The sequence below is a fragment of the Pseudoduganella sp. GW821-FHT05F09 genome (assembly GCF_059419605.1).
In genome coordinates this window covers 707,311-726,259 of record NZ_JBWKSD010000001.1, presented here as the reverse complement: position 1 = coordinate 726,259, position 18,949 = coordinate 707,311, and the positions used below count along the sequence as shown (strand labels likewise).

Annotated in this window: 22 protein-coding genes; 9 read left to right on the top strand and 13 right to left on the bottom strand. The window is 63.6% G+C overall.

The annotated features are described in order from the left end of the window. Positions 1–73 precede the first annotated feature (73 nt). From smpB to AC07S4_RS03160, 4 genes are all read left to right on the top strand, one after another. Complete coding sequence (gene smpB, locus AC07S4_RS03175) at positions 74–523, top strand: SsrA-binding protein SmpB (RefSeq protein WP_161073168.1); 450 nt, start codon at positions 74–76, stop codon at positions 521–523. A gap of 109 nt (positions 524–632) precedes the next feature. Beyond that, positions 633–1,340, top strand: a complete 708-nt coding sequence (locus AC07S4_RS03170) for a hypothetical protein (protein ID WP_494985204.1) — start codon at positions 633–635, stop codon at positions 1,338–1,340. Beyond that, entirely contained in the window at positions 1,340–1,900 is a 561-nt protein-coding gene (locus AC07S4_RS03165) for a FlgO family outer membrane protein (RefSeq protein ID WP_494985203.1), read from the top strand. The genes AC07S4_RS03170 and AC07S4_RS03165 overlap by 1 nt, the downstream gene beginning before the upstream one ends. A 12-nt stretch (positions 1,901–1,912) precedes the next feature. Continuing rightward, positions 1,913–2,449 (top strand): hypothetical protein, encoded by a 537-nt coding sequence (locus AC07S4_RS03160; RefSeq protein WP_494985202.1) that lies wholly within the window; start codon positions 1,913–1,915, stop codon positions 2,447–2,449. Positions 2,450–2,461: 12 nt separating this feature from the next. Here AC07S4_RS03160 and AC07S4_RS03155 read toward each other — a convergent pair whose 3' ends face one another. From AC07S4_RS03155 to AC07S4_RS03140, 4 genes are all read right to left on the bottom strand, one after another. After that, positions 2,462–3,298, bottom strand: a complete 837-nt coding sequence (locus tag AC07S4_RS03155) for an NAD-dependent protein deacetylase (RefSeq protein WP_494985201.1) — start codon at positions 3,296–3,298, stop codon at positions 2,462–2,464. 24 nt (positions 3,299–3,322) lie between these two features. Continuing rightward, positions 3,323–3,856, bottom strand: coding sequence for a DUF1993 domain-containing protein (locus tag AC07S4_RS03150; protein ID WP_494985200.1), 534 nt, complete (start codon positions 3,854–3,856; stop codon positions 3,323–3,325). A 128-nt stretch (positions 3,857–3,984) separates the two neighbouring features. Further along, on the bottom strand, positions 3,985–4,416 hold the full coding sequence (locus AC07S4_RS03145) for a DUF4259 domain-containing protein (RefSeq protein WP_494985199.1): 432 nt from the start codon (positions 4,414–4,416) through the stop codon (positions 3,985–3,987). Positions 4,417–4,458: 42 nt separating this feature from the next. Further along, positions 4,459–5,361 (bottom strand): LysR family transcriptional regulator, encoded by a 903-nt coding sequence (locus AC07S4_RS03140; RefSeq protein WP_494985198.1) that lies wholly within the window; start codon positions 5,359–5,361, stop codon positions 4,459–4,461. A 121-nt stretch (positions 5,362–5,482) separates the two neighbouring features. Between AC07S4_RS03140 and AC07S4_RS03135 the strand changes: the two genes are divergently transcribed. The 4 genes from AC07S4_RS03135 to AC07S4_RS03120 all read left to right on the top strand — a co-directional run bounded on the left by AC07S4_RS03135 (position 5,483) and on the right by AC07S4_RS03120 (position 8,548). Next, complete coding sequence (locus tag AC07S4_RS03135; protein WP_494985197.1) at positions 5,483–6,700, top strand: MFS transporter; 1,218 nt, start codon at positions 5,483–5,485, stop codon at positions 6,698–6,700. Positions 6,701–6,784: 84 nt separating this feature from the next. After that, positions 6,785–7,513, top strand: coding sequence for an SDR family NAD(P)-dependent oxidoreductase (locus AC07S4_RS03130; RefSeq protein WP_494985196.1), 729 nt, complete (start codon positions 6,785–6,787; stop codon positions 7,511–7,513). Positions 7,514–7,523: 10 nt separating this feature from the next. Continuing rightward, positions 7,524–7,820 carry a DUF1330 domain-containing protein gene (locus tag AC07S4_RS03125; protein ID WP_494985195.1) on the top strand — a complete coding sequence of 99 codons (297 nt, stop codon included), beginning with the start codon at positions 7,524–7,526 and terminating at the stop codon, positions 7,818–7,820. Positions 7,821–8,131: 311 nt separating this feature from the next. Next, positions 8,132–8,548 carry an STY0301 family protein gene (locus AC07S4_RS03120; RefSeq protein WP_494985194.1) on the top strand — a complete coding sequence of 139 codons (417 nt, stop codon included), beginning with the start codon at positions 8,132–8,134 and terminating at the stop codon, positions 8,546–8,548. A gap of 143 nt (positions 8,549–8,691) precedes the next feature. Here AC07S4_RS03120 and AC07S4_RS03115 read toward each other — a convergent pair whose 3' ends face one another. The 3 genes from AC07S4_RS03115 to ppsA all read right to left on the bottom strand — a co-directional run bounded on the left by AC07S4_RS03115 (position 8,692) and on the right by ppsA (position 12,655). Continuing rightward, complete coding sequence (locus AC07S4_RS03115) at positions 8,692–9,615, bottom strand: SPFH domain-containing protein (protein ID WP_494985193.1); 924 nt, start codon at positions 9,613–9,615, stop codon at positions 8,692–8,694. Between the two features lie 36 nt (positions 9,616–9,651). Then, entirely contained in the window at positions 9,652–10,077 is a 426-nt protein-coding gene (locus tag AC07S4_RS03110; protein ID WP_494985192.1) for an NfeD family protein, read from the bottom strand. 148 nt (positions 10,078–10,225) lie between these two features. After that, the gene (gene ppsA, locus AC07S4_RS03105) at positions 10,226–12,655 is read right to left on the bottom strand and encodes a phosphoenolpyruvate synthase (protein WP_494985191.1); all 2,430 of its coding nucleotides are present in this window, start codon (positions 12,653–12,655) and stop codon (positions 10,226–10,228) included. 157 nt (positions 12,656–12,812) lie between these two features. On the opposite strand from ppsA, the gene ppsR reads away from it, so the two are divergent. Next, entirely contained in the window at positions 12,813–13,661 is an 849-nt protein-coding gene (gene ppsR, locus AC07S4_RS03100; protein WP_494985606.1) for a posphoenolpyruvate synthetase regulatory kinase/phosphorylase PpsR, read from the top strand. A 236-nt stretch (positions 13,662–13,897) separates the two neighbouring features. On the opposite strand, the gene AC07S4_RS03095 is transcribed toward ppsR, so the two are convergent. From AC07S4_RS03095 to fabZ, 6 genes are read right to left on the bottom strand one after another with little or no spacing between them, the layout of a single operon-like run. Then, the gene (locus tag AC07S4_RS03095; RefSeq protein WP_494985190.1) at positions 13,898–15,094 is read right to left on the bottom strand and encodes an EAL domain-containing response regulator; all 1,197 of its coding nucleotides are present in this window, start codon (positions 15,092–15,094) and stop codon (positions 13,898–13,900) included. A gap of 24 nt (positions 15,095–15,118) precedes the next feature. Further along, the gene (locus AC07S4_RS03090; RefSeq protein WP_494985189.1) at positions 15,119–15,904 is read right to left on the bottom strand and encodes a TrmH family RNA methyltransferase; all 786 of its coding nucleotides are present in this window, start codon (positions 15,902–15,904) and stop codon (positions 15,119–15,121) included. Further along, the gene (gene rnhB, locus AC07S4_RS03085) at positions 15,901–16,527 is read right to left on the bottom strand and encodes a ribonuclease HII (protein ID WP_494985188.1); all 627 of its coding nucleotides are present in this window, start codon (positions 16,525–16,527) and stop codon (positions 15,901–15,903) included. The genes AC07S4_RS03090 and rnhB overlap by 4 nt, the downstream gene beginning before the upstream one ends. After that, positions 16,524–17,678, bottom strand: a complete 1,155-nt coding sequence (lpxB, locus tag AC07S4_RS03080; RefSeq protein WP_494985187.1) for a lipid-A-disaccharide synthase — start codon at positions 17,676–17,678, stop codon at positions 16,524–16,526. The genes rnhB and lpxB overlap by 4 nt, the downstream gene beginning before the upstream one ends. Beyond that, complete coding sequence (gene lpxA / locus AC07S4_RS03075) at positions 17,662–18,453, bottom strand: acyl-ACP--UDP-N-acetylglucosamine O-acyltransferase (protein WP_494985186.1); 792 nt, start codon at positions 18,451–18,453, stop codon at positions 17,662–17,664. Before lpxA ends, lpxB begins: the two co-directional genes overlap by 17 nt. Then, complete coding sequence (fabZ, locus tag AC07S4_RS03070; protein WP_494985185.1) at positions 18,453–18,947, bottom strand: 3-hydroxyacyl-ACP dehydratase FabZ; 495 nt, start codon at positions 18,945–18,947, stop codon at positions 18,453–18,455. The genes lpxA and fabZ overlap by 1 nt, the downstream gene beginning before the upstream one ends. Positions 18,948–18,949 lie beyond the last annotated feature (2 nt).

Here is an 18,949-nt window from a genome sequence, read left to right as displayed (position 1 = left end):
ATGTTGGTTTATCCGCGCTCCGCGCGCGGCGAAACCGTAGTTTAACCGACCCGCACTGTTTTACCCACCACCCATGACTATTGCCGATAACAAAAAAGCCTTTCACGATTTCTTCATCGAGGACCGCTATGAAGCGGGCCTGGTGCTCGAAGGCTGGGAAGTGAAGGCAATCCGCGACGCGCGCGTGCAGATCAAGGAAGCCTACGTCACCATCAAGGGCGACGAGCTGTTCCTGTTCGGCGCCCATATCAGCGCCCTGCCCACCGCGTCCACCCACATCAGCCCGGAGGCGGTGCGCACCCGCAAGCTGCTGCTGCACCGTAACGAGCTCGACAAGCTGATCGGCAAGGCCACGCGCTCCGGCTACACCCTGGTGCCGCTCAACCTGCACTACAAGGGCGGCCGCGTGAAATGCGAGATCGGCCTGGCCAAGGGCAAGAAGCAGCACGACAAGCGCGCCACCGAGAAAGACCGCGATGCCTCCCGCGAAGTGGCCTCGGCCATGAAGCAGCACCGTCGCTAATGCGCCACGGCGTTGCCGCCGCGCCGGGTTTCACCGCCGCAGACATTTCTATCTAGAAACTGTCATGGTAAACTGGCGTGGCAGCACTAATTCACGAGGCGAGGACAAAATGGTGACGAAAACGGCAGCAATCTTGATTTCCGGCGCGCTGCTGGCCGGCTGCGCCGGGCGGCAGATTCCCCAAACGCCGTACAGCCCGGCCCCGGTCGCCAATAACTTCCCAACCAGCAACCAGTACACGCTGCAAGCGAGCGCGCACTGGGCCGCCATCGCCCAGCACATCGAGCAGGGCCTGGCGGCGGACCTGAAAAAGAGCCCGCCCCGCCCCTTCTTCATCGCCGAACCGCCGCCGCAAGCGTCGCCGTTCCAGCGCGCGCTGTCGGCGCAGCTGGTGTCGGCGCTGGTGCGCGACGGCCACGTGGTGTCGCGCACGCCGGCCGGCTCCTTCAAGATCGATATCGACGTGCAGGCGCTGACCTTCGCGCCGGGCCGCACGCAGTACCGCTATCCGGGCGAACCGACCGCCATCGCCACCGGCGTGCTGGCGCTTACCGCCGTCAAGCCCGTGCTTGGCGTAATCGCCGGCGTGGCCGCCTACGACGCCTACCAGTACCAGCACGCCAAGTTCGACGCCGGCTCCACGCCGCAGACCGAGCTGCTGGTGACCGTGTCCGTGTCCGACCAGTACCGCTACTATGCGCGCAACAGCTCGGCCTACTACGTGGCCGACAGCGACCGCACCCTGTACGGCATTCCGCCGGAAGCGCCGCCAGAATCCAGGTTGTTGAAAACGTTCCAAGTCAAGGGTGACCGATAATGCGCAAACTCGCGCCGCTGTGCGCCATGCTGTGCGCTGCCGCACTGCCGCTGCTGCTGGGCGCCTGCTCCAGCACCCCGGCCAAGGAAGAAACCAATTACGCCACGGTGTCGTCCAACCAGTTCATCGCGTCCAACTACAAGGCGGCGGACACGCTGCTGTCCCAGCTGAGCGGCAAGCTGCTGGCGGACAAGCCGCTGATCATGGCCACCGTGGTCAATATCGACGCGCTGGAGCAGACCACCACGCTGGGCCGCCTGGTGTCCGAGCAGATCTCCACCCGCCTGTCGCAGGGCAACCTGAGCATGGTGGAGATGAAGCTGCGCACCAGCGTCTACCTGAAGCGCGGCCAGGGGGAGCTGATGCTCACCCGGGAAATCGGCCAGGTGGCGCAGCAGCACAATGCGCAAGCCATCGTGGTGGGTTCCTATGCGGAGACCAGCGACATGGTGTTCGTCAATGTGAAGGTCATCCAGCCCAACACCAACCTGGTGCTGGCCGCGCATGACTACGCGCTGGCCAAGGAAGGCATCGTCCGCTCGATGCTGATGCAGCACTAAGCAGCGCCGCCCATGATCGCCACCCGGGTTGAGCTGCTGGACGATCTGCTGCAAGAGCATGAAACTGCGCTGGGCCTGGATCTGCAGGCCTACCGCAACCACGCATACCGCGTGCTCAATTTTTGTACTGCCCTGTCGCCCGCGCAGCCGGACCGCACGCCCAAGCTGGCCATTGCGGTGGCTTTCCACGACCTGGGCATCTGGACCGCGCGCACCTTCGACTATCTGCCCCCATCCGAGATGCTGGCCGCCGCTTACCTGGACAGCAAGGGCTTGAGCGGCTGGCGCGGCGAAGTGCTGGGCATGATAGGCCAGCACCACAAGATCACGCGCTGCGCGCCGGGCACGCCGCCGCTGGTGGAAACCTTCCGCCGCGCGGACTGGGTGGACGTGACGCACGGCGTGGTATCCCACGGCCTGCCGCGCGCCTTCCTGCGCGAAGTGTTCGGCGCCTTTCCCGATGCGGGCTTCCACAAGCGGCTGCTGCAGCTGTCCTGGCGGCGCCTGCTCAGCCATCCATTGAGCCCGCTGCCGATGATGCGGCTGTAGGCCGCGCCAGCGCTAAGCCAGCAAAGGCAGCACCGTCTCGGTGGACGCGGCGACTTTCAGCGACAGCAGATGGTCCGCCCGCGTCACGCCCGCATTGATGGCGGCGATGGGCTTGCCCGTCTCGGCGGCCAGCTTGCAGAAGCGGAAGCCGGAAAACACCATCAGCGACGAACCCACCACCAGCAGCGCGTCCGCGTCCGCCATGGCCTGCAGGGCCGCTTCGGTGCGCGGCTTGGGGATGGTGTCGCCGAAGAACACCACGTCCGGCTGCAGCACGCCTGCGCAGCGGGCGCAGTGCGGCACCAGGAAGTGCTCCAGCGCCTCCGGTTCCAGTTGCGCATCGCCGTCCGGCAGCGGCTGGGCGTCGGCGGCGGCCAGTTGCGGATTCTCGCGCAGCAGCTGGTGCTGGATCTCCGCCCGCGCATACTGCGCCTGGCATGCCAGGCACACCACGCCGTGTATATTCCCGTGCAGTTCGATCAGATTGCGGCTGCCCGCGCGCTGGTGCAGGCCGTCCACGTTCTGCGTGATGACCCCGGCCACCCTGCCCCCATGCTCCAGCGCCGCCAGCGCGCGGTGGCCGTCGTTCGGCGCGGCCTGCGCCAGCGTGGGATAGCCCACCATGCTGCGCGCCCAGTAGCGGCGGCGCACGGCGTCCGAGCGGCGGAACTCCGGCCCCTGCACGGGAGCGCGGCCGCGCCGCACGCCGTCCTTGTCGCGGTAATCGGGAATGCCGGAAGCGGTGCTCAGGCCTGCGCCGGTGAGCACCAGCACCTTGCCATGGCGCGCCAGGAAGCCGTCCAGCGCGGCGACGCCGGCGCTGGCTTCGTGTTCGGAATAGATCTGCATGCCGCCATGCTAACCCAAGGCGCTTTATTTCGCCTGAGGGAAGCTGAAACCGGCCTGGTACTGGTGGTAGCCGTCGAAGTCCTCCTTGCCCACGGGGACGCCCTGGCTGCGCAGGATGGCGTGCGCGGTGACGAGGTGGAAGAAGAAGTTCGGCAGCGCATAGGAGAGCACGTAGTCGCGCCCGGAGAACACCGGCGACACCAGGCCGGCCGTGGTGACCACCTGCATGTCCTCAGCCGCGTCGATCCGGTCTTCGGGCACATCTTCCAGGAAATCGACCGTGGCGGCGATGCGGGCGCGCAGCTGGTCCCAGTCCTGGTCGCCGCCGCCCAGCACCGGCAAGTCCGCCGACAGCAGCGGGCAGCAGGCGCGCACGGCGAAGGTGCAGGCCGTGGTTACCTGCTGGGCGAAGGGGAACATCCCTTCCGCCAGCGCCGCGCCCACCAGTGCGCGGCCGGTGCGCCGCCCATGATTCTCAGCCACGCGCAGCGTTGCATGCAACTGCTGCAGATAATGTATGAACACCGGCACGCTGGCCGTGTAAAGCGTGGTCCCCACGATATGCTCTGCTTCTTTATTGTCGACAAGCTACACTTTGCCATTGTGCTGGGGCAATGGCAAACATTACGATACAAAGCGTCGCATTATGTTGCAGGGGCAGGCCGTATCGGCAATTGCAATTTTTGCTACTGCACGGCGCCGGCGATGCGCGCTTGCAGATCCGTGACCGCCGCGCGCCAGTCATCGTAGTGCTCGCTGTCCTGCCACAATTCGCGCAGTTCGGAACGCTCGGACAGGATGTGTGCGATGGCGCGCTGCGATTTCTCGATCAAATCCGTGCGGCGCTTGGTGGTCTTCTGGCTCACTTCCGCCACCCAGGCGTCCACGTCGGCGGTGTTTTCATCCTGCTCACCGGGCTTGCCGTACAGGCGCGCCAGCACTTCGACGGCCGCCAGACCCTCAGCCGCGAACGGCGCCTCCAGATACTCCGCGCTGTCCGGCGACAGCACGTTGTTCAGCGTGTCCTCGATGAAGAACAAGTCCTTCGATTCCTGCAGATCCTGCGCCCAATCCAGCGCGAAGTCGTTGCCGAATGCGCCTACCGCCCAAGTACCCATATTCTTTCCTGTCTGCCTGAATTTACGATAGGCGCCATGTTATTACACTTCCCACAGCCGGAGATCCGGTTCTTGCTGAAACAGGCCGCTCAGCCAGTCCGCAAACACGCGCAGCTTGGGCGCGGCCATGCGCCCTTGCGGGTACAGCAGCGAAATCGGCATGGGCACGGGCGGCCAGGCCGGCAGCACCTCGACCAGTTCGCCGGCCCGCAAATGCGGACGCGCCTGGTAGGCGCCCACTTGCGCCAGGCCCAGGCCCTGCAAGGCGCAGCTCAGATAGGCGTCCGCGTCGTTGACGGAGATGGCGCCCGCCATATCGGCCTTCACCACCTTGCCATCGACCTGGAAATCCCAGTCGAAGGCGCGGCCGGTGCGGCCGGAAAAGTGCACCACGGCCTTGTGTTGCGCCAGTTCGTCCAGCGTGCGCGGCACGCCGTGGCGCTCCAGATAGCCGGGAGCGGCGCAAGTCAGGAAGCGCATGCTGCCGATCTGGCGCCCCACCAGCGAGGAATCCTGCAGCTGGCCCACGCGCAGCGCGCAATCGACGCCTTCCTGCACCACGTCCACGATGCGGTCGGTCAGGCTGAGCACCAGCTCGACTTCGGGATAGGCGGTGCAGAACTCGGCGATGCGCGGCATCACCATGCGGCGGCCCAGCGTGCCCGGCAGGTCTATGCGCAGCTTGCCCCTGAGCCGGCCCGCGCTGGCGCCACGGAAGCCCGCCTCGGCCGCCTCCACCGCGCCCAGGATCTCCACGCACTGGCGGAAGTAGTCCGCGCCGTCCGGCGTGAGCGACAGGCGGCGCGTGGTGCGCTGCAGGAGCCGGGTGCCAAGGAAGGCCTCCAGGTTCTGCATGGTGGCCGTCAGCGCCGCGCGCGGCAGGTTCAGCGTCTCCGCCGCCTTCGTGAAGCTGTTCGCTTCCACGATGCGGACGAAAGTTTGCATGGCTTTTAGCCTATCCATTGTTCAGATTAAGTGAAAAGTGTATGAGGATTATGCCCTAATTATCTGGACACGGCTTCTGCCTAGAATGGACTGCATCGAATACCCATTCTGAGAGGCAAAAATGAACAAGGACATTTCCAAAGGCATGGTCTGGCTGCTGGCGATCGCCTGCGGGCTGATCGTCGCCAATCTCTACTACGCGCAAACGCTGGTGGGGCCGATCAGCGCGGCCACCGGGCTGTCGCCGCAAGCCGCCGGCCTGATCGTCACGCTTACGCAGGCGGGCTATACGATAGGACTACTGTTCGTGGTGCCGCTCGGCGACCTGCTGGAAAACCGCAAGCTGGTGGTCGGCGCACTGCTGTTCACCGCCGCCGCGCTGGCAGCCGCCGCCAGCAGCACCAGCGCCTGGAGCTTCCTCGCCGCCGCGCTGGCTATCGGCCTGGGCTCGGTAGCCGCGCAAGTGCTGGTGCCGTTCGCGGCCCACCTGTCGCTGGAAGCCACGCGCGGCCAGACCGTGGGCAAGGTCGTCAGCGGCCTGCTGATGGGCATCATGCTGGCGCGGCCGGTGGCCAGCCTGGTGGCGGACGCGTCGAGCTGGCACGTGGTGTTTGGCGGCGCCGCCGTCGCCATCGTGGTGCTGGCTGCGGTGCTGCGGCGCAAGCTGCCCGAGCGCGTGCCGGCTTCGCCCGTCCCCTACCGCAAGCTGATGGCTTCGCTGTGGCAACTGTTCCTGACGCAGCCCGTGCTGCGCCGCCGCGCCGCCTACCACGCTGGCCTGTTCGGCGCCTTCAGCCTGTTCTGGACCGTCGCCCCGCTGATGCTGGCCACGCCCGCCTTCCACCTGTCGCAAACCGGCGTGGCCGTGTTCGCCCTGGTCGGCATGGCGGGCGCCATCGCCTCGCCCATCGCCGGCAAGCTGGCCGATTCGGGCCACACGCTGATGGCCACCGCCGCCGCGCTGGTACTGGGGATAGCCAGCTTCCTGCTGCCGCTGTTTGCGCCGGAATCGGTGGCCATGCGCAATGTGTCGCTGGCCATCCTCGCCGTGGCCTCCATCGTGCTCGACATGGGCGTGGCGGCCAACCTGGTGCTGGGCCAGCGCGCCATCTTCAGCCTGGGCGCCGAAGTGCGCAGCCGCCTGAACGGCCTGTACTTCGCGCTGTTCTTCGCCGGCGGTGCGCTCGGTTCAGCGCTGGGCGGCTGGGTCTACGCAAGCTACGGCTGGCACGCCGCCCTGTTGGCCGGCGCAGCCTTCCCCGGCCTGGCGCTGCTGTACTGGATGTCCGAATACCTGGCCAGCCGCAGCAGCGCCCAGGAAATTCATTACACCATGTAATAACAGTAGCTCCTGGGGAGGCCTTTATTGGCCGCCGGGTTGGAAGTAAAGTTCATATCATCAACCACCCATCAGGAGCACAGCATGACCCAACAGCAGAAAACCATCATCGTGACCGGCGCCTCCCAAGGCATAGGCGCAGGCATTGTTGAAGCATTCCTGGCGCGCGGCTACAACGTGGTGGCCACCTCGCGCAGCATCAGCAAATCCGAAGCCTTCAAACCGTCCGCTCACCTGGCGCTGGTGGATGGCGACATCGGCGAGTTCGCGACCGCCGCCAAGGTGGTAGCGGCCGCCGTGGAACAGTTCGGCGGCATCAACGGCCTGGTGAACAATGCCGGCATCTTCATCGCCAAGCCTTTCCTCGACTACACCCCGGAAGACTTCGCCGCGCTGTCGCACACCAACCTGGAGGGCTACCTGTACATCAGCCAACTGGTCATCAAGCAGATGCTGGCGCAGGAACGCGGCGGCAGCATAGTCGGCATCTCGAGCACGCTGGTCGGCAGCCCGAACCGCGCCTTGACCGCCGCCGTGCCAATGATCACCAAGGGCGGCATCGAGGCCGTGACGCGCAGCCTGGCGTCCGAGTTCGCGCCGCAAGGCATCCGCGTCAACGTGGTTGCGCCCGGCATCGTCGACACGCCGCTCACCAGCGGCATCCCGTCCGACTTCCTGAAGTCGCTGGCGCCGAACAATGCAACCGCCAGCATTGAAGACATCGCGCAAGCCGTGGTGTACCTGACGGAAGCCAAGCAAGTCAGCGGCGAAGTGCTGCGCGTCGATGGCGGCGCCCACAACGGCAAATGGTAAGGAGAGCAGCATGAAAAAAGCATACTGGGTAGTCGCGTACCGGTCGATCTCGGACCAGGCGAAAGTGAAGGCCTACGCCGAACTGGCGCGGCCACCGATCGAAGCGGCCGGCGGACGCGCGCTGGTGTTCAACGCGCGGCCGGAGGTGCAAGAGGACGGCGTGCAGCAACTGACGGTGGTGATCGAGTTCCCCTCCATCGAAGCGGCACGTGAAGCGTATGCCAGTCCGGCTTACGCGGCATCGCTGGTAGCGCTGGGCGACGGCGCCGAACGCGACTTCCGCATCGTCGAAGGCCTTCCGCAATAAGATAGGCTTACCAGGCTGTGCCGGCGCCCCATGCCGGCATGGCCATCTCCAACGGGCAGACCGCTATCGGTCAAGCCCTTGTGTCTTCACCACATGACGTCGGTCAAACGGAGACAGAGACCAAGCATCTTCATTGACTTTCACCAAAACCGCCCGCCCCGCCGAGACCCAAACTGACTCAGGTTCGCTTCGAACCGGGAAACAAAGGGGAACTAATTAGCTCGCATCAATGTGTCGCATTCGTGCATCTATATGCGGGTGCGCCACGGAAGCGATAATGCCGACGCCTTTTTTGTAATCGAATGAGTGCGATGAACACGCCGACAATCTTCAGCCTCCTCGTCGCCGCGACGGCTCACGCTGCCATCGCGGCGCCGGTACCGGTCAGCTGCCCGTTATCCATTTCCATCTCTACGGCGCAGGTCCCCGGCTGGACCTCTACCTTAAGATCCGAGCTCTTTCTAAACTCTGCAGCCCCAATCAGCGGCCCGCCCGAAATGCGCGGGGATCTTGCTGAATTTACCAGCAAGCCCGGCAAACAGGAATGGTCATACACGTATGACCTTGATAGACCTTTTCCAAACGGGAAGTGGCTAGAGTGCGGCTACGGCACCCACAATGAAGTCACGCTCTCGAAGCCGCTCCCGGACAAGCTGAAATCCTGCTCATTCACATATCGCAAAGGCGAAAAAGCAGGCCAGCATGAAATCAGGATTCATTGCGTCTAAGGGGTGCGCTGGGTGCTCAGCGCTTTCCGGCAGCGCTGCTGCAACTCTGGCTCGGGGCCGGCGGCTGCGGGTTCGATATACGATTCGGGATATAAGAGAAACACCGCTAGCAGCCAGCCCAATACGGACAGCAGGCCGGGAGCCTAGCTCTTTTGCGTCTTCACCACCTGCATCGCGGTGGCGATCAGGCCGCTCATGTCGCCCAGGTTGGCGGGGACGATCAGCGAGTTGTTGGTCTTGGCCAGTTTAGAGAAGGCTTCCACGTATTGCTCGGCCACTTTCAGGTTCACCGCGTCGGATCCGCCCGGGGACTGGATGGCGGCCCCCACTTCGCGCAGCGCGCCGGCGGTGGCGTCGGCGATGGCGATAATCGCCGCCGCTTCGCCCTGCGCGCGGTTGATGGCTGCCTGTTTTTCACCTTCCGAGCGCGCAATCGAGGCCTCGCGCTCGCCGGTGGCGATGTTGATCTGTTCCTGCTTGCGGCCTTCGGAGGCGGCAATCAGCGCGCGCTTGCCGCGCTCGGCCGTGATCTGCGCCTGCATGGCGTGCAAAATCTCGGCCGGCGGCGTCAAATCCTTGATCTCGTAGCGCAGCACCTTCACGCCCCAGTTGGCGGCAGATTCGTCGATGGCGTTGACGATGGCGGTGTTGATGTGCTCGCGCTCCTCGAAGGTCTTGTCCAGCTCCATGCGGCCGATCACCGAGCGCAAGGTGGTTTGCGCCAGCTGCGTGATGGCGGAAATGTAGTTGGACGAGCCGTAGGAGGCGCGCATGGCGTCGGTGATCTGGAAGTAGAGTATGCCGTCCACTTGCAGCTGCGTGTTGTCGCGCGTGATGCAGACCTGCGGCGGCACATCGAGCGGGATCTCCTTGAGCACGTGCTTGTAGGCGATGCGGTCCACGAAGGGCACCACGATGTTCAGCCCCGGCCCCAGCGTGGCGTGGTATTTGCCCAGCCGTTCCACCACCCAGGCATGCTGCTGCGGCACCACGTTGATGGTCTTGAAGACGAATACCAGCGACAGGATAAAGATGACAAAGCTGACGTTGCCTATGCCGATTTCCATTTAATTCTCCACGTTGTTGACTAGCAGATTCAAGGTTCAGGCGCCGACGATCAGCCGGCTGCCCCGCACTTCGCGTATCGTGTACAGCCCCGGCGCGGCCAGCGGCGCTGCGCCCGGCGCCAGTTCCACGTCCCACAGCGCGCCCCGGTACATCACGCGCGCCACGCCGTCCTGCCACGCCGGCACGCTGACGGTCTGGCCGATGTCCATGTTCACATTCGGGTCCAGCGCCGCGTCCACACCGCTCTGGCGGCCGTACTTGCTGCGGTACAGCAGCCCCGTGGCCAGCACGCCCACCACGGCGGCAACCACCGTCTGCAGCGGGCCGGACGCGCCCGCGAACGCCGCCGCCGCGCCGGTGGCCATGCCGATGGCGATCATCAGCAGGTAGAACGTGCCGGTGAGCAGTTCCAGCACCACCAGCACGCCCGCCGCCAGCAGCCACATACTCCAGTCAGACATGATGCCTCCTCGTTGTGAAAAATAAAAAACCCCCGCTGCCTGCGAAGGCGACGAGGGTTCTTGCTGCAATGTGTAAGGTTTTGATGATTTTTTGCTAAACGTTCCAATAACTCCAGTCTAACTCAAATCGCCTTCACGTCAACTTGTTTTATTGCAATGCTGCCAGTTTCTGCCAAGTATCAATTACCGAGTCCGGATTCAGCGACATCGATTCGATGCCCTGCTCCATCAGCCACACGGCCAGCTCGGGGTGGTCCGAAGGACCCTGGCCGCAGATGCCGATGTACTTGCCCTGCTTCAGGCAAGCCTGGATGGCCAGCGACAGCAGCGCCTGCACGGCAGGATCGCGCTCGTCGAAGTCGGCCGCCAGCAGTTCCATGCCGGAATCGCGGTCCAGGCCCAGGGTCAGCTGGGTCAGGTCGTTGGAACCGATGGAGAAGCCGTCGAAGAACTCCAGGAAGCGGTCGGCCAGCACGGCGTTCGAAGGCACTTCGCACATCATGATGACGCGCAGGCCGTTTTCGCCGCGCTTCAGGCCGTTGGCGGCCAGCAGGTTGATGACTTTCTCAGCCTGGCCCAGGGTGCGCACGAAGGGCACCATGATTTCCACGTTGGTCAGGCCCATGTCGTTGCGCACGCGCTTCATGGCCGCGCATTCCATTTCGAAGGCGCCGGCGAAGTCGGCCGACAGGTAGCGCGCCGCGCCACGGAAGCCCAGCATCGGGTTTTCCTCGTCCGGCTCGTAGCGCGAACCGCCGATCAGCTTCTTGTACTCGTTGGACTTGAAGTCCGACAGGCGCACGATGACTTTCTTCGGCCAGAACGCGGCGGCGATGGTGGCGATGCCTTCGGCCAGCTTGTCCACGTAGAACGCCTTCGGCGAAGCGTGGCCGCGCGCCACCGACTCCACGGCCTTCTTCAGGTCGGCGTCGATGTTCGGGTATTCCAGGATGGCTTTCGGGTGCACGCCGATGTTGTTGTTGATGATGAACTCCAGGCGGGCCAGGCCCACACCGGCGTTCGGCACCGACTGGAAGTCGAAGGCCAGTTGCGGGTTGCCCACGTTCAGCATGATCTTCGTTTTCAGCGCAGGCAGTTCGCCGCGCGCCACTTCCGACACTTCGGTTTCCAGCAGGCCGTCGTAGATCTTGCCCTCGTCGCCTTCGGCGCAGGACACGGTCACGAAGGTGCCGTCTTTCAGGATGTCGGTCGCGTCGCCGCAGCCCACCACCGCAGGCACGCCCAGTTCACGCGCGATAATCGCCGCGTGGCAGGTACGGCCGCCACGGTTGGTGACGATGGCGGAAGCGCGCTTCATGACCGGTTCCCAGTTCGGGTCGGTCATGTCGGCCACCAGCACGTCGCCCGGCTGCACGCGCTCCATTTCGGACGGGTCGCGGATCACGCGCACGGGACCGGCGCCGATCTTCTGGCCAATGGCGCGGCCGGAGGTCAGCACGGTGCCGGTGGATTTCAGCTTGAAGCGCTGCTGCGCGTCGGTGGCCTTCTGCTGCGACTTCACGGTTTCCGGACGCGCTTGCAGGATGTACAGCTTGCCGTCGCGGCCGTCCTTGCCCCACTCGATGTCCATTGGACGCTGGTAGTGGTTCTCGATGATGACGGCGTACTTCGCCAGTTCGACGATTTCGGCGTCGTTCAGCGAGTAGCGGTTGCGCATTTCGATAGGCACGTCCACGGTCTTGACGGAACGGCCGGCTTTGGCTTCGGCGGTGAATTCCATCTTGATCAGCTTGGAGCCGATGTTGCGGCGGATCACAGGCGACTTGCCCTGCTCCAGCATAGGCTTGTGCACGTAGAATTCGTCCGGATTGACCGCGCCCTGCACCACCGTCTCGCCCAGGCCGTAGCTGGAGGTGATGAAGACCACGTCCTTGAAGCCCGATTCGGTGTCGATGGTGAACATCACGCCCGCGGCGCCCACGTCCGAGCGCACCATGCGCTGCACGCCGGCCGACAGCGCCACTTCGGCGTGGGTGAAGCCTTTGTGCACGCGGTAGGAGATGGCGCGGTCGTTGTACAGGGAAGCGAACACGTGCTTCATCGCGTCCAGCACGTTTTCAATGCCGACCACGTTCAGGAAGGACTCCTGCTGGCCAGCGAAGGACGCGTCCGGCAAGTCTTCCGCAGTGGCGGAGGAGCGCACGGCAAAGGACATCTCGGTTTCGGAGTCGGCCACCAGGCGGGCGTAGAACTGCTCGATTTCAGCCTGCAGGCGAGGCTGGAACGGGGTGTCCACGATCCATTGGCGGATTTCGGCGCCGGCTTGCGCCAGGGAGCGCACGTCGTCGATATTCAGGCCGTCCAGGCGGTCGGCGATGCGCTCGGCCAGCGGCTTGCCGCCGTCGATGCTGTGCGACAGGAAGTCGCGGAAGGCTTGCGCCGTCGTTGCGAAGCCGCCCGGAACCCGGACGCCCGCGCCAGCCAGCTGGCTGATCATTTCGCCCAGGGAGGCGTTCTTGCCGCCGACGGATTCAACATCCGTCATGCGCAAGTTTTCAAACGAGGCAACGTAGACTGCGTCTCCGTTCTGCTGCTCCTTCAATGCTGCGTTAGTCATAGTGACACCCTTACTGATGATAGAAATCTTGACGCAGGCTGGCCGATATTGATTCTTGTTATTCTTGGCATCGTGCAGCACAATCTTACTGTTGCTGTGCATTCTACAGCCTGCGGCGCAAATTGACGATTCACAACATAGCTCTGAGCACTCCCCCATGACACAAGAACAACGTCCGCCCCTACCCGCCGCCGCGCGTACCGTCTTTTTCGTCTCGGACGGCACCGGCATTACCGCTGAAACTTTCGGCCACTCGGTGCTGACCCAGTTTGAACTGCGCTTCCGCCAGATCCGCCTGCCCTTTATCGATACGCTGGACAAGGCGTATGACGCGGCCCGCAAGATTAATGAAGCCGCAGCAGCCGACGGCCAGCGTCCGATTATCTTTTCCACGCTGGTAAAGAACGACCTGTCCGAGGTAATCCGCAAGTGCAACGGCATGCACATGGATTTGATTCAGACCTTCGTTGCGCCGCTGGAACAGGAATTGGGCGTCAAGTCGACGCACACCATCGGCCGCTCGCACAATATCGTCGACAGCGAAGAATATAAAAACCGCATCGAGGCGATCAATTTCTCGCTGGCGCACGACGACGGGCAGTCGCATAAGAACCTGTCGTCGGCGGATGTTATTTTGGTAGGCGTGTCGCGTTCGGGAAAAACTCCTACCAGCTTGTATTTGGCGATGCAATATGGAATTAAAGCGGCGAATTACCCGCTGATTCCGGACGATTTCGAGCGCGGCAAGCTGCCGTCGTCGCTGTATGAATTCAAATCGAAGATATTCGGCCTGACCATTACGCCGGAACGCCTGGCGGAAATCCGTAACGAGCGCCGCGCCGGCAGTAAATATGCGTCCATTGAAAACTGCCGCTACGAGGTCAATGAAGCGGAAATGATGATGAAGCGCGAAGGCATACGCTGGCTGTCCTCCACCACCAAATCGATCGAAGAGATTTCGACCACCATACTGCAAGAAATCAAGCCGAACCGGCGCGATTACTAATCCGCATTACCAGGCGCCGCCGCAGCCGGCGGCGCCATTCAGCAGCACTCTCCGCAATACCCCCTCCCCAAATCGATATTCATAAACGCCGCGCAAGCGCCGCCAGGGTCTGCGTTCGCGCCTCCCTCACGCCCGAAACTGGCTTGTTCAAGCCAGAAACTGGCTTAGTCTGCCTATGAAACGACGGCGGCCGCATCTCTGCGGCCGCTCCGGCAATACCTGGGACTACTTGGGAATCAGAAGAACTGGCGCCAGTCGTTCAGCCAATCGGGGAATTCCTCGACCGGCATAGGCTTTGCGATGTAATAACCCTGGGCATAGGTGCAGCCCAGGCCTTGGAGGAAATCCCAATCCTGCTTGGTTTCAACGCCGACTGCGACCGAACGGCGGTCCAGGCTGCGCGCCAGGGTTAAACAGGATTTCAACACGGTGCTAATGGCGCGCTTGCGGGAGGCGCCATCGACAAAACTGCGGTCGATTTTCAATTCAGTAAATGGCACCGCCGCCAGCAATTGAAGATTGGATCGGCCCGTGCCGTAATCGTCGATAGCCAATCCGAAACCCTGCATGCGCAAGCGCAGCAGCCGTTCCAGGAAATGCGGCTCGGCGGATAATACAGCCGACTCGGTCATTTCAAAAGTAATATAATCGGCCAGAATACGGTGGCGCGCGAGGCAGGCTTCCATTTGCGCCACGAATTGCGGATGCGCCAGGGTCGCCTGGTCCACATTAATGGAAACGGAAATCGGAATGCCTTTATCGTGCAGCGAACGGCAGGCGGCGACCGATTTCTCTATCATGCTCCAGTCGAGAAAATCGATGCGGCCATTTTCTTCCAATGCGCGCATGAATGCGGCCGGCCCCAATACGCCGAGTTCGGGATGGCGCCAGCGGGCAAACATTTCCAGCCCTTTTACCTGGCCGGTTTCCAATTCTATTTTGGGCTGGAAGAAAGGATCGAATTCACGCGCCTGCAATCCGCGCCCCACCTCGGCAAAACCGAAACTCGGTCCGCCCTGGCCTTGCGTGGATACGCCGGGAACACTGTAATTGCCGATAAGGGTTTGCAGCCGCTGCTCGCCCACCGGTTTCGCGATGGCGCCGAGCAAATCGACGCCATAGGCCTGGGCCATGGTTTCCACCGAGAACAGCACATCGGATTTTTGCGCGCCTGCAACAATAATACCGGCGCGGCTGCCCGCTTCGGCCAGCCGGCGTATCAATTCCAGCGCATCCATGCCCGGCAAAGCCAGGTCGAGAATGGCGATATTGACTGCGGGAACGAAGCCGGTGCTGAGATGGCGCAGGGCGGCGTGGCCGTCCGGGGCGTCGGCAACCTGCGTGGCGCCTAGCCGGCGCAGCATGTCCACCAGCGCCTGGCGCTGGCCGGGCTCCCCTTCAGCTACCAGAAACTGCAACTGCGCGATGTCCATGCCTGCTCCAGAGAAACTTTTTAATTATTGCTGATTCTGCCTGACTTGCTCGAAAAAGCATACTGCCGCGCATGCGGCAACGTTCAGGGACTCCACCTGGCCCAAGTGGGGAATGACGACGGTTTGCGTGGCCAGCGACAGCAGATCGTCCGCCACACCCTGCCCTTCATGGCCGAATACCCATGCCACCGGCTTGCTCAGGTCGGCGTCGTAGAGCCGGGTGCTGGCGTAGCCGCTGGTGGCCAGCGTGGGGATTTTGGAGGCGGCCATGAGCGGCGCCAGGTCCACGTTTTCAAAGATGTCGAGCACAAAGTGCGCGCCCATGGCTGCGCGCAGCACTTTCGGCGACCAGCAGAATGCCGTGCCGCCGCTGCAATACACCTGCTTGATGCCGGCCGCAGCCGCGCTGCGCAGGATGGAACCCACGTTGCCGGGATCCTGCACATTGTCCAGCAGCACGGCGGACACCGTCATGGCGTCCGGCACGGCGCGTTCCGGCGTGTCGATCTGGAACATCACGCCCACGCCGTGCTCAACCTGGCTGACGGCGTTGTACAGCGCGTCCGGCAAGGCGATGGTATGGCCGCGCTGATGCTCGATTTTGCCGACGATGTCCGCCACTTCCGGGTTCTTCAGCGCAGTTTCGCTGACGATGCACTGCACCGGCAGGCCGCGCAGTTCCAGGTAGGCCTGGCACAGGTGCACGCCGTCCAGCAGCGTCTGGCCGGCTTTTTTGCGGGCCTGCGAACTGGTGGCCAGGTGCTTCAGGTCTTTGTATTGCGCGTTGTCGCGCGAGGTGATGGTTTTCATAGCAAATCTTTAACAAACAGCAGTTCGCGCACGGGCGCGAAGGAGCGGCGGTGCACCGGCGAAGGGCCGTGCTCGCGCAGGCGCTCCAGGTGCAGCGCGGTGCCGTAGCCCTTGTGCTGGTCGAAGGCGTACTGCGGATAGGCGGCGTGCAGCTGCACCAGCGCCGCGTCGCGCGCGGTCTTGGCCAGGATGGAGGCGGCCGAAATGGCGTCTTCCTTGTCGTCGCCGCCGATAATGGCGATGGCCTGGATTTTCAGCACGGGACAGCGGTTGCCGTCGATCAGGGCCAGCGTGGGCGAAACGCTGAGCGCCTCGATGGCCCGCTTCATGGCCAGCATGCTCGCCTGCAGGATGTTGATCTTGTCGATTTCCGCTTCCGACGCCTCGGCAATGGCCCAGGCCATCGCCTGTGCCTTGATCAGCGGCGCCAGCGCGTCGCGCTTGGCTTCGGTCAGCTTCTTCGAGTCGCGCAGGCCTTCGATCGGGCGCTCCGGATGCAGGATGACGGCGGCGGCGTAGACCGGGCCGGCCAGCGGTCCGCGCCCCGCCTCGTCCACGCCGCAGATGATTTCCTCCAGCGAACGGGGCAGATCGTCGAACAGGCCGGCTTGTTGGTTCTTCATTTCTTCAATACTTTCATGACTGCCGCCGCGCTTTCCTGCGCGCTGTTGCGCAGCAGGCTGTGGTGCATTTCTGTAAAGCGCTCCGCCAGGTGCAGGCGGTGCGGCGCGTCGCTCAGCTGGCGCCACATGGCTTCGGCCAGGTTTTCCGGGCTGGCCATGTCCTGCAGCAGCTCCGGCACCAGGAAGTCGCGCGCCAGGATATTCGGCAGGCCTATCCACGGCTGGTAGCCAAAATGCCGCAAAATCTGCCATTCCAGCGCCATCATCTTGTAAGCGATCACCATCGGCTTTTTAAACAGCGCCACTTCCAGCGACGCCGTGCCGGAGGCGACCATCACCGCGTCCGCCGCCGCAATGGCGGTGTGCGACTGGCCGTCGAGCAGCTTGATCTCCACGTCCTGCAGGCCGGCTTCCTCCACCAGCTGCAAAAAGTACTGGCGCTGCTTCTCGCCCGCCATCGGCGCGACGAACTTCAGCGAACGGTCGCGCTTCTGCAGCAAACGCGCCGCCTTCATGAACGCAACGGTGTTGTACTTGATCTCGGACATGCGGCTGCCCGGCATGATGGTGACCACGTTGGCGACTTCCGGCAGGCCCAGCAGGCGCCGCGCGCCCGCCTCGTCCGGCACCAGCGGCACCAGCTCGGCCAGCGGATGGCCCACATAGCTCACCGGCACGCCGGCCTTGCGGTAGATTTCCTCCTCGAAGGGGAACACCACCAGCATGTGCGACACCGCCTTGATGATTTTCTTGATGCGCCCGCCGCGCCAGGCCCAGATCTGCGGCCCGATGTAGTGCACGGTGGGAATGCCGGCCGCCTTCAGCTGCATTTCCAGCCCCAGGTTGAAGCCCGGGTAGTCGGCGCCGATGAAGACGTCCGGCCGCTGGGCCAGCAGCTGGTCGCGCAGGGAGTTCTGTATGCCTTTGATTTCGCGGTAGCGGGGTATCACGGCCAGCAGGCCGCGCACGGTCAGCTTGTCCATGGGCCACTGCGACTCGAAGCCGTGCTCCATCATCGCCGGGCCGCCAATGCCGTGGAAGCGCGCCTGCGGCAGCTGCGGCCGCAGGCCGGACAGCAGGCGCGCGGCCAGCACGTCGCCGGACGGTTCCCCGGCGACGATGGCTACCGATATGTCAGCGGACGATGCCACGATTCGCCGTATCGAGGAACTCGCGCATGGCGCGCGCGTGCACTGCCACGTCCTCGGCCAGGGCACTCTCCTGTTCGATCATGGCAGCCTTGGCCTCCTCCAGCGTGAGGCCGGAGCGATACAGCGTTTTGTAGGCGGCGCGGATGGCGTTGATCTGCTCGCGCGTGAAGCCGCGGCGTTTCAGGCCTTCGATATTGACGCCGTGCGCCGCCGCCGGATTACCGTTCAGCAGCACGAAGGGCGGCACGTCCTGGGTCAGGCTGGTGCTCATGCCGACGAAGGCGTGCGCGCCGATCTTGCAGAACTGGTGCACATTGGCGAAGCCGCTCATGATGACCCAGTCGCCTATCTCCACGTGGCCCGCGATCTGGGCGTTGTTCGAGAAGATGGTGTTGTTGCCCACCACGCAGTCGTGCGCCAGGTGGACGTAGGCCGAGATCCAGTTGTCGTTGCCCAGCCGGGTCACGCCCTTGTCCTGCACCGTGCCGGTGTTGAAGGTGCAGAATTCGCGGATGGTGTTGCGGTCGCCGATCTCCAGGCGGGTCGGCTCGCCGGCCCATTTCTTGTCCTGCGGCGCGGCGCCGATGGACGAGAACTGGAACAGCACGTTGTCGCGGCCTATGGTGGTGTGGCCTTCGATTACCACATGCGGTCCCACCTTGGTGCCTGCCGCGATGCTCACATTCGGGCCGATCACCGAGTACGGGCCGACCGTCACGCTGCTGTCGAGCTGCGCTTTCGGGTCAACGATGGCGGTTGCGTGAATGTTGCTCATTACTGCCCCGCTGGCTGGCTCGCGTCGGCGGTGCTGCGGATGGTGCACATCAGTTCAGCTTCCACCGCGGTCTGGCCGTCGACGCTGCCGACCGCCTTGTATTTCCAGATGCCGCGCGATACGCGCAGGATTTCCACGTCCATCTTCAGCTGGTCGCCAGGGCCGACCGGGCGCTTGAAGCGCGCGCCGTCGATGCCGACGAAGTAGACCACCGAGTTCTCGTCCGGCTTGATGCCCATGGACTTGAACGACAGCAGCGCGGCGGTCTGCGCCATCGCTTCTATCATCAGCACGCCCGGCATGACAGGCTTGTGCGGGAAGTGGCCGTTGAAGAACTCTTCGTTGACGGTGACGTTCTTGATGGCGGTGATGGACTTGTTCTCTTCGTAGTTCAGAACGCGGTCAACCAGCAGCAACGGATAGCGGTGCGGCAGGTAGGCCTTGATCTCGCAGATATCCATCGTCTTGGGGGTGTTCAATTCGGTAGTGGTCATGA

What these genes read in the sequence shown, in the direction of transcription:
- lpxA (WP_494985186.1), bottom strand. Translation starts at nt 18,453, where the DNA reads ATGAGCAACATTCACGCAACCGCCATCGTTGACCCGAAAGCGCAGCTC.
- AC07S4_RS03095 (WP_494985190.1), bottom strand. Translation starts at nt 15,094, where the DNA reads ATGGACATCGCGCAGTTGCAGTTTCTGGTAGCTGAAGGGGAGCCCGGC.
- AC07S4_RS03090 (WP_494985189.1), bottom strand. Translation starts at nt 15,904, where the DNA reads ATGAAAACCATCACCTCGCGCGACAACGCGCAATACAAAGACCTGAAG.
- AC07S4_RS03160 (WP_494985202.1), top strand. Translation starts at nt 1,913, where the DNA reads ATGATCGCCACCCGGGTTGAGCTGCTGGACGATCTGCTGCAAGAGCAT.
- AC07S4_RS03130 (WP_494985196.1), top strand. Translation starts at nt 6,785, where the DNA reads ATGACCCAACAGCAGAAAACCATCATCGTGACCGGCGCCTCCCAAGGC.
- AC07S4_RS03120 (WP_494985194.1), top strand. Translation starts at nt 8,132, where the DNA reads ATGAACACGCCGACAATCTTCAGCCTCCTCGTCGCCGCGACGGCTCAC.
- AC07S4_RS03145 (WP_494985199.1), bottom strand. Translation starts at nt 4,416, where the DNA reads ATGGGTACTTGGGCGGTAGGCGCATTCGGCAACGACTTCGCGCTGGAT.
- ppsA (WP_494985191.1), bottom strand. Translation starts at nt 12,655, where the DNA reads ATGACTAACGCAGCATTGAAGGAGCAGCAGAACGGAGACGCAGTCTAC.
- AC07S4_RS03125 (WP_494985195.1), top strand. Translation starts at nt 7,524, where the DNA reads ATGAAAAAAGCATACTGGGTAGTCGCGTACCGGTCGATCTCGGACCAG.
- fabZ (WP_494985185.1), bottom strand. Translation starts at nt 18,947, where the DNA reads ATGACCACTACCGAATTGAACACCCCCAAGACGATGGATATCTGCGAG.
- ppsR (WP_494985606.1), top strand. Translation starts at nt 12,813, where the DNA reads ATGACACAAGAACAACGTCCGCCCCTACCCGCCGCCGCGCGTACCGTC.
- rnhB (WP_494985188.1), bottom strand. Translation starts at nt 16,527, where the DNA reads ATGAAGAACCAACAAGCCGGCCTGTTCGACGATCTGCCCCGTTCGCTG.
- AC07S4_RS03115 (WP_494985193.1), bottom strand. Translation starts at nt 9,615, where the DNA reads ATGGAAATCGGCATAGGCAACGTCAGCTTTGTCATCTTTATCCTGTCG.
- AC07S4_RS03170 (WP_494985204.1), top strand. Translation starts at nt 633, where the DNA reads ATGGTGACGAAAACGGCAGCAATCTTGATTTCCGGCGCGCTGCTGGCC.
- AC07S4_RS03155 (WP_494985201.1), bottom strand. Translation starts at nt 3,298, where the DNA reads ATGCAGATCTATTCCGAACACGAAGCCAGCGCCGGCGTCGCCGCGCTG.
- AC07S4_RS03135 (WP_494985197.1), top strand. Translation starts at nt 5,483, where the DNA reads ATGAACAAGGACATTTCCAAAGGCATGGTCTGGCTGCTGGCGATCGCC.
- AC07S4_RS03110 (WP_494985192.1), bottom strand. Translation starts at nt 10,077, where the DNA reads ATGTCTGACTGGAGTATGTGGCTGCTGGCGGCGGGCGTGCTGGTGGTG.
- smpB (WP_161073168.1), top strand. Translation starts at nt 74, where the DNA reads ATGACTATTGCCGATAACAAAAAAGCCTTTCACGATTTCTTCATCGAG.
- AC07S4_RS03165 (WP_494985203.1), top strand. Translation starts at nt 1,340, where the DNA reads ATGCGCAAACTCGCGCCGCTGTGCGCCATGCTGTGCGCTGCCGCACTG.
- AC07S4_RS03140 (WP_494985198.1), bottom strand. Translation starts at nt 5,361, where the DNA reads ATGCAAACTTTCGTCCGCATCGTGGAAGCGAACAGCTTCACGAAGGCG.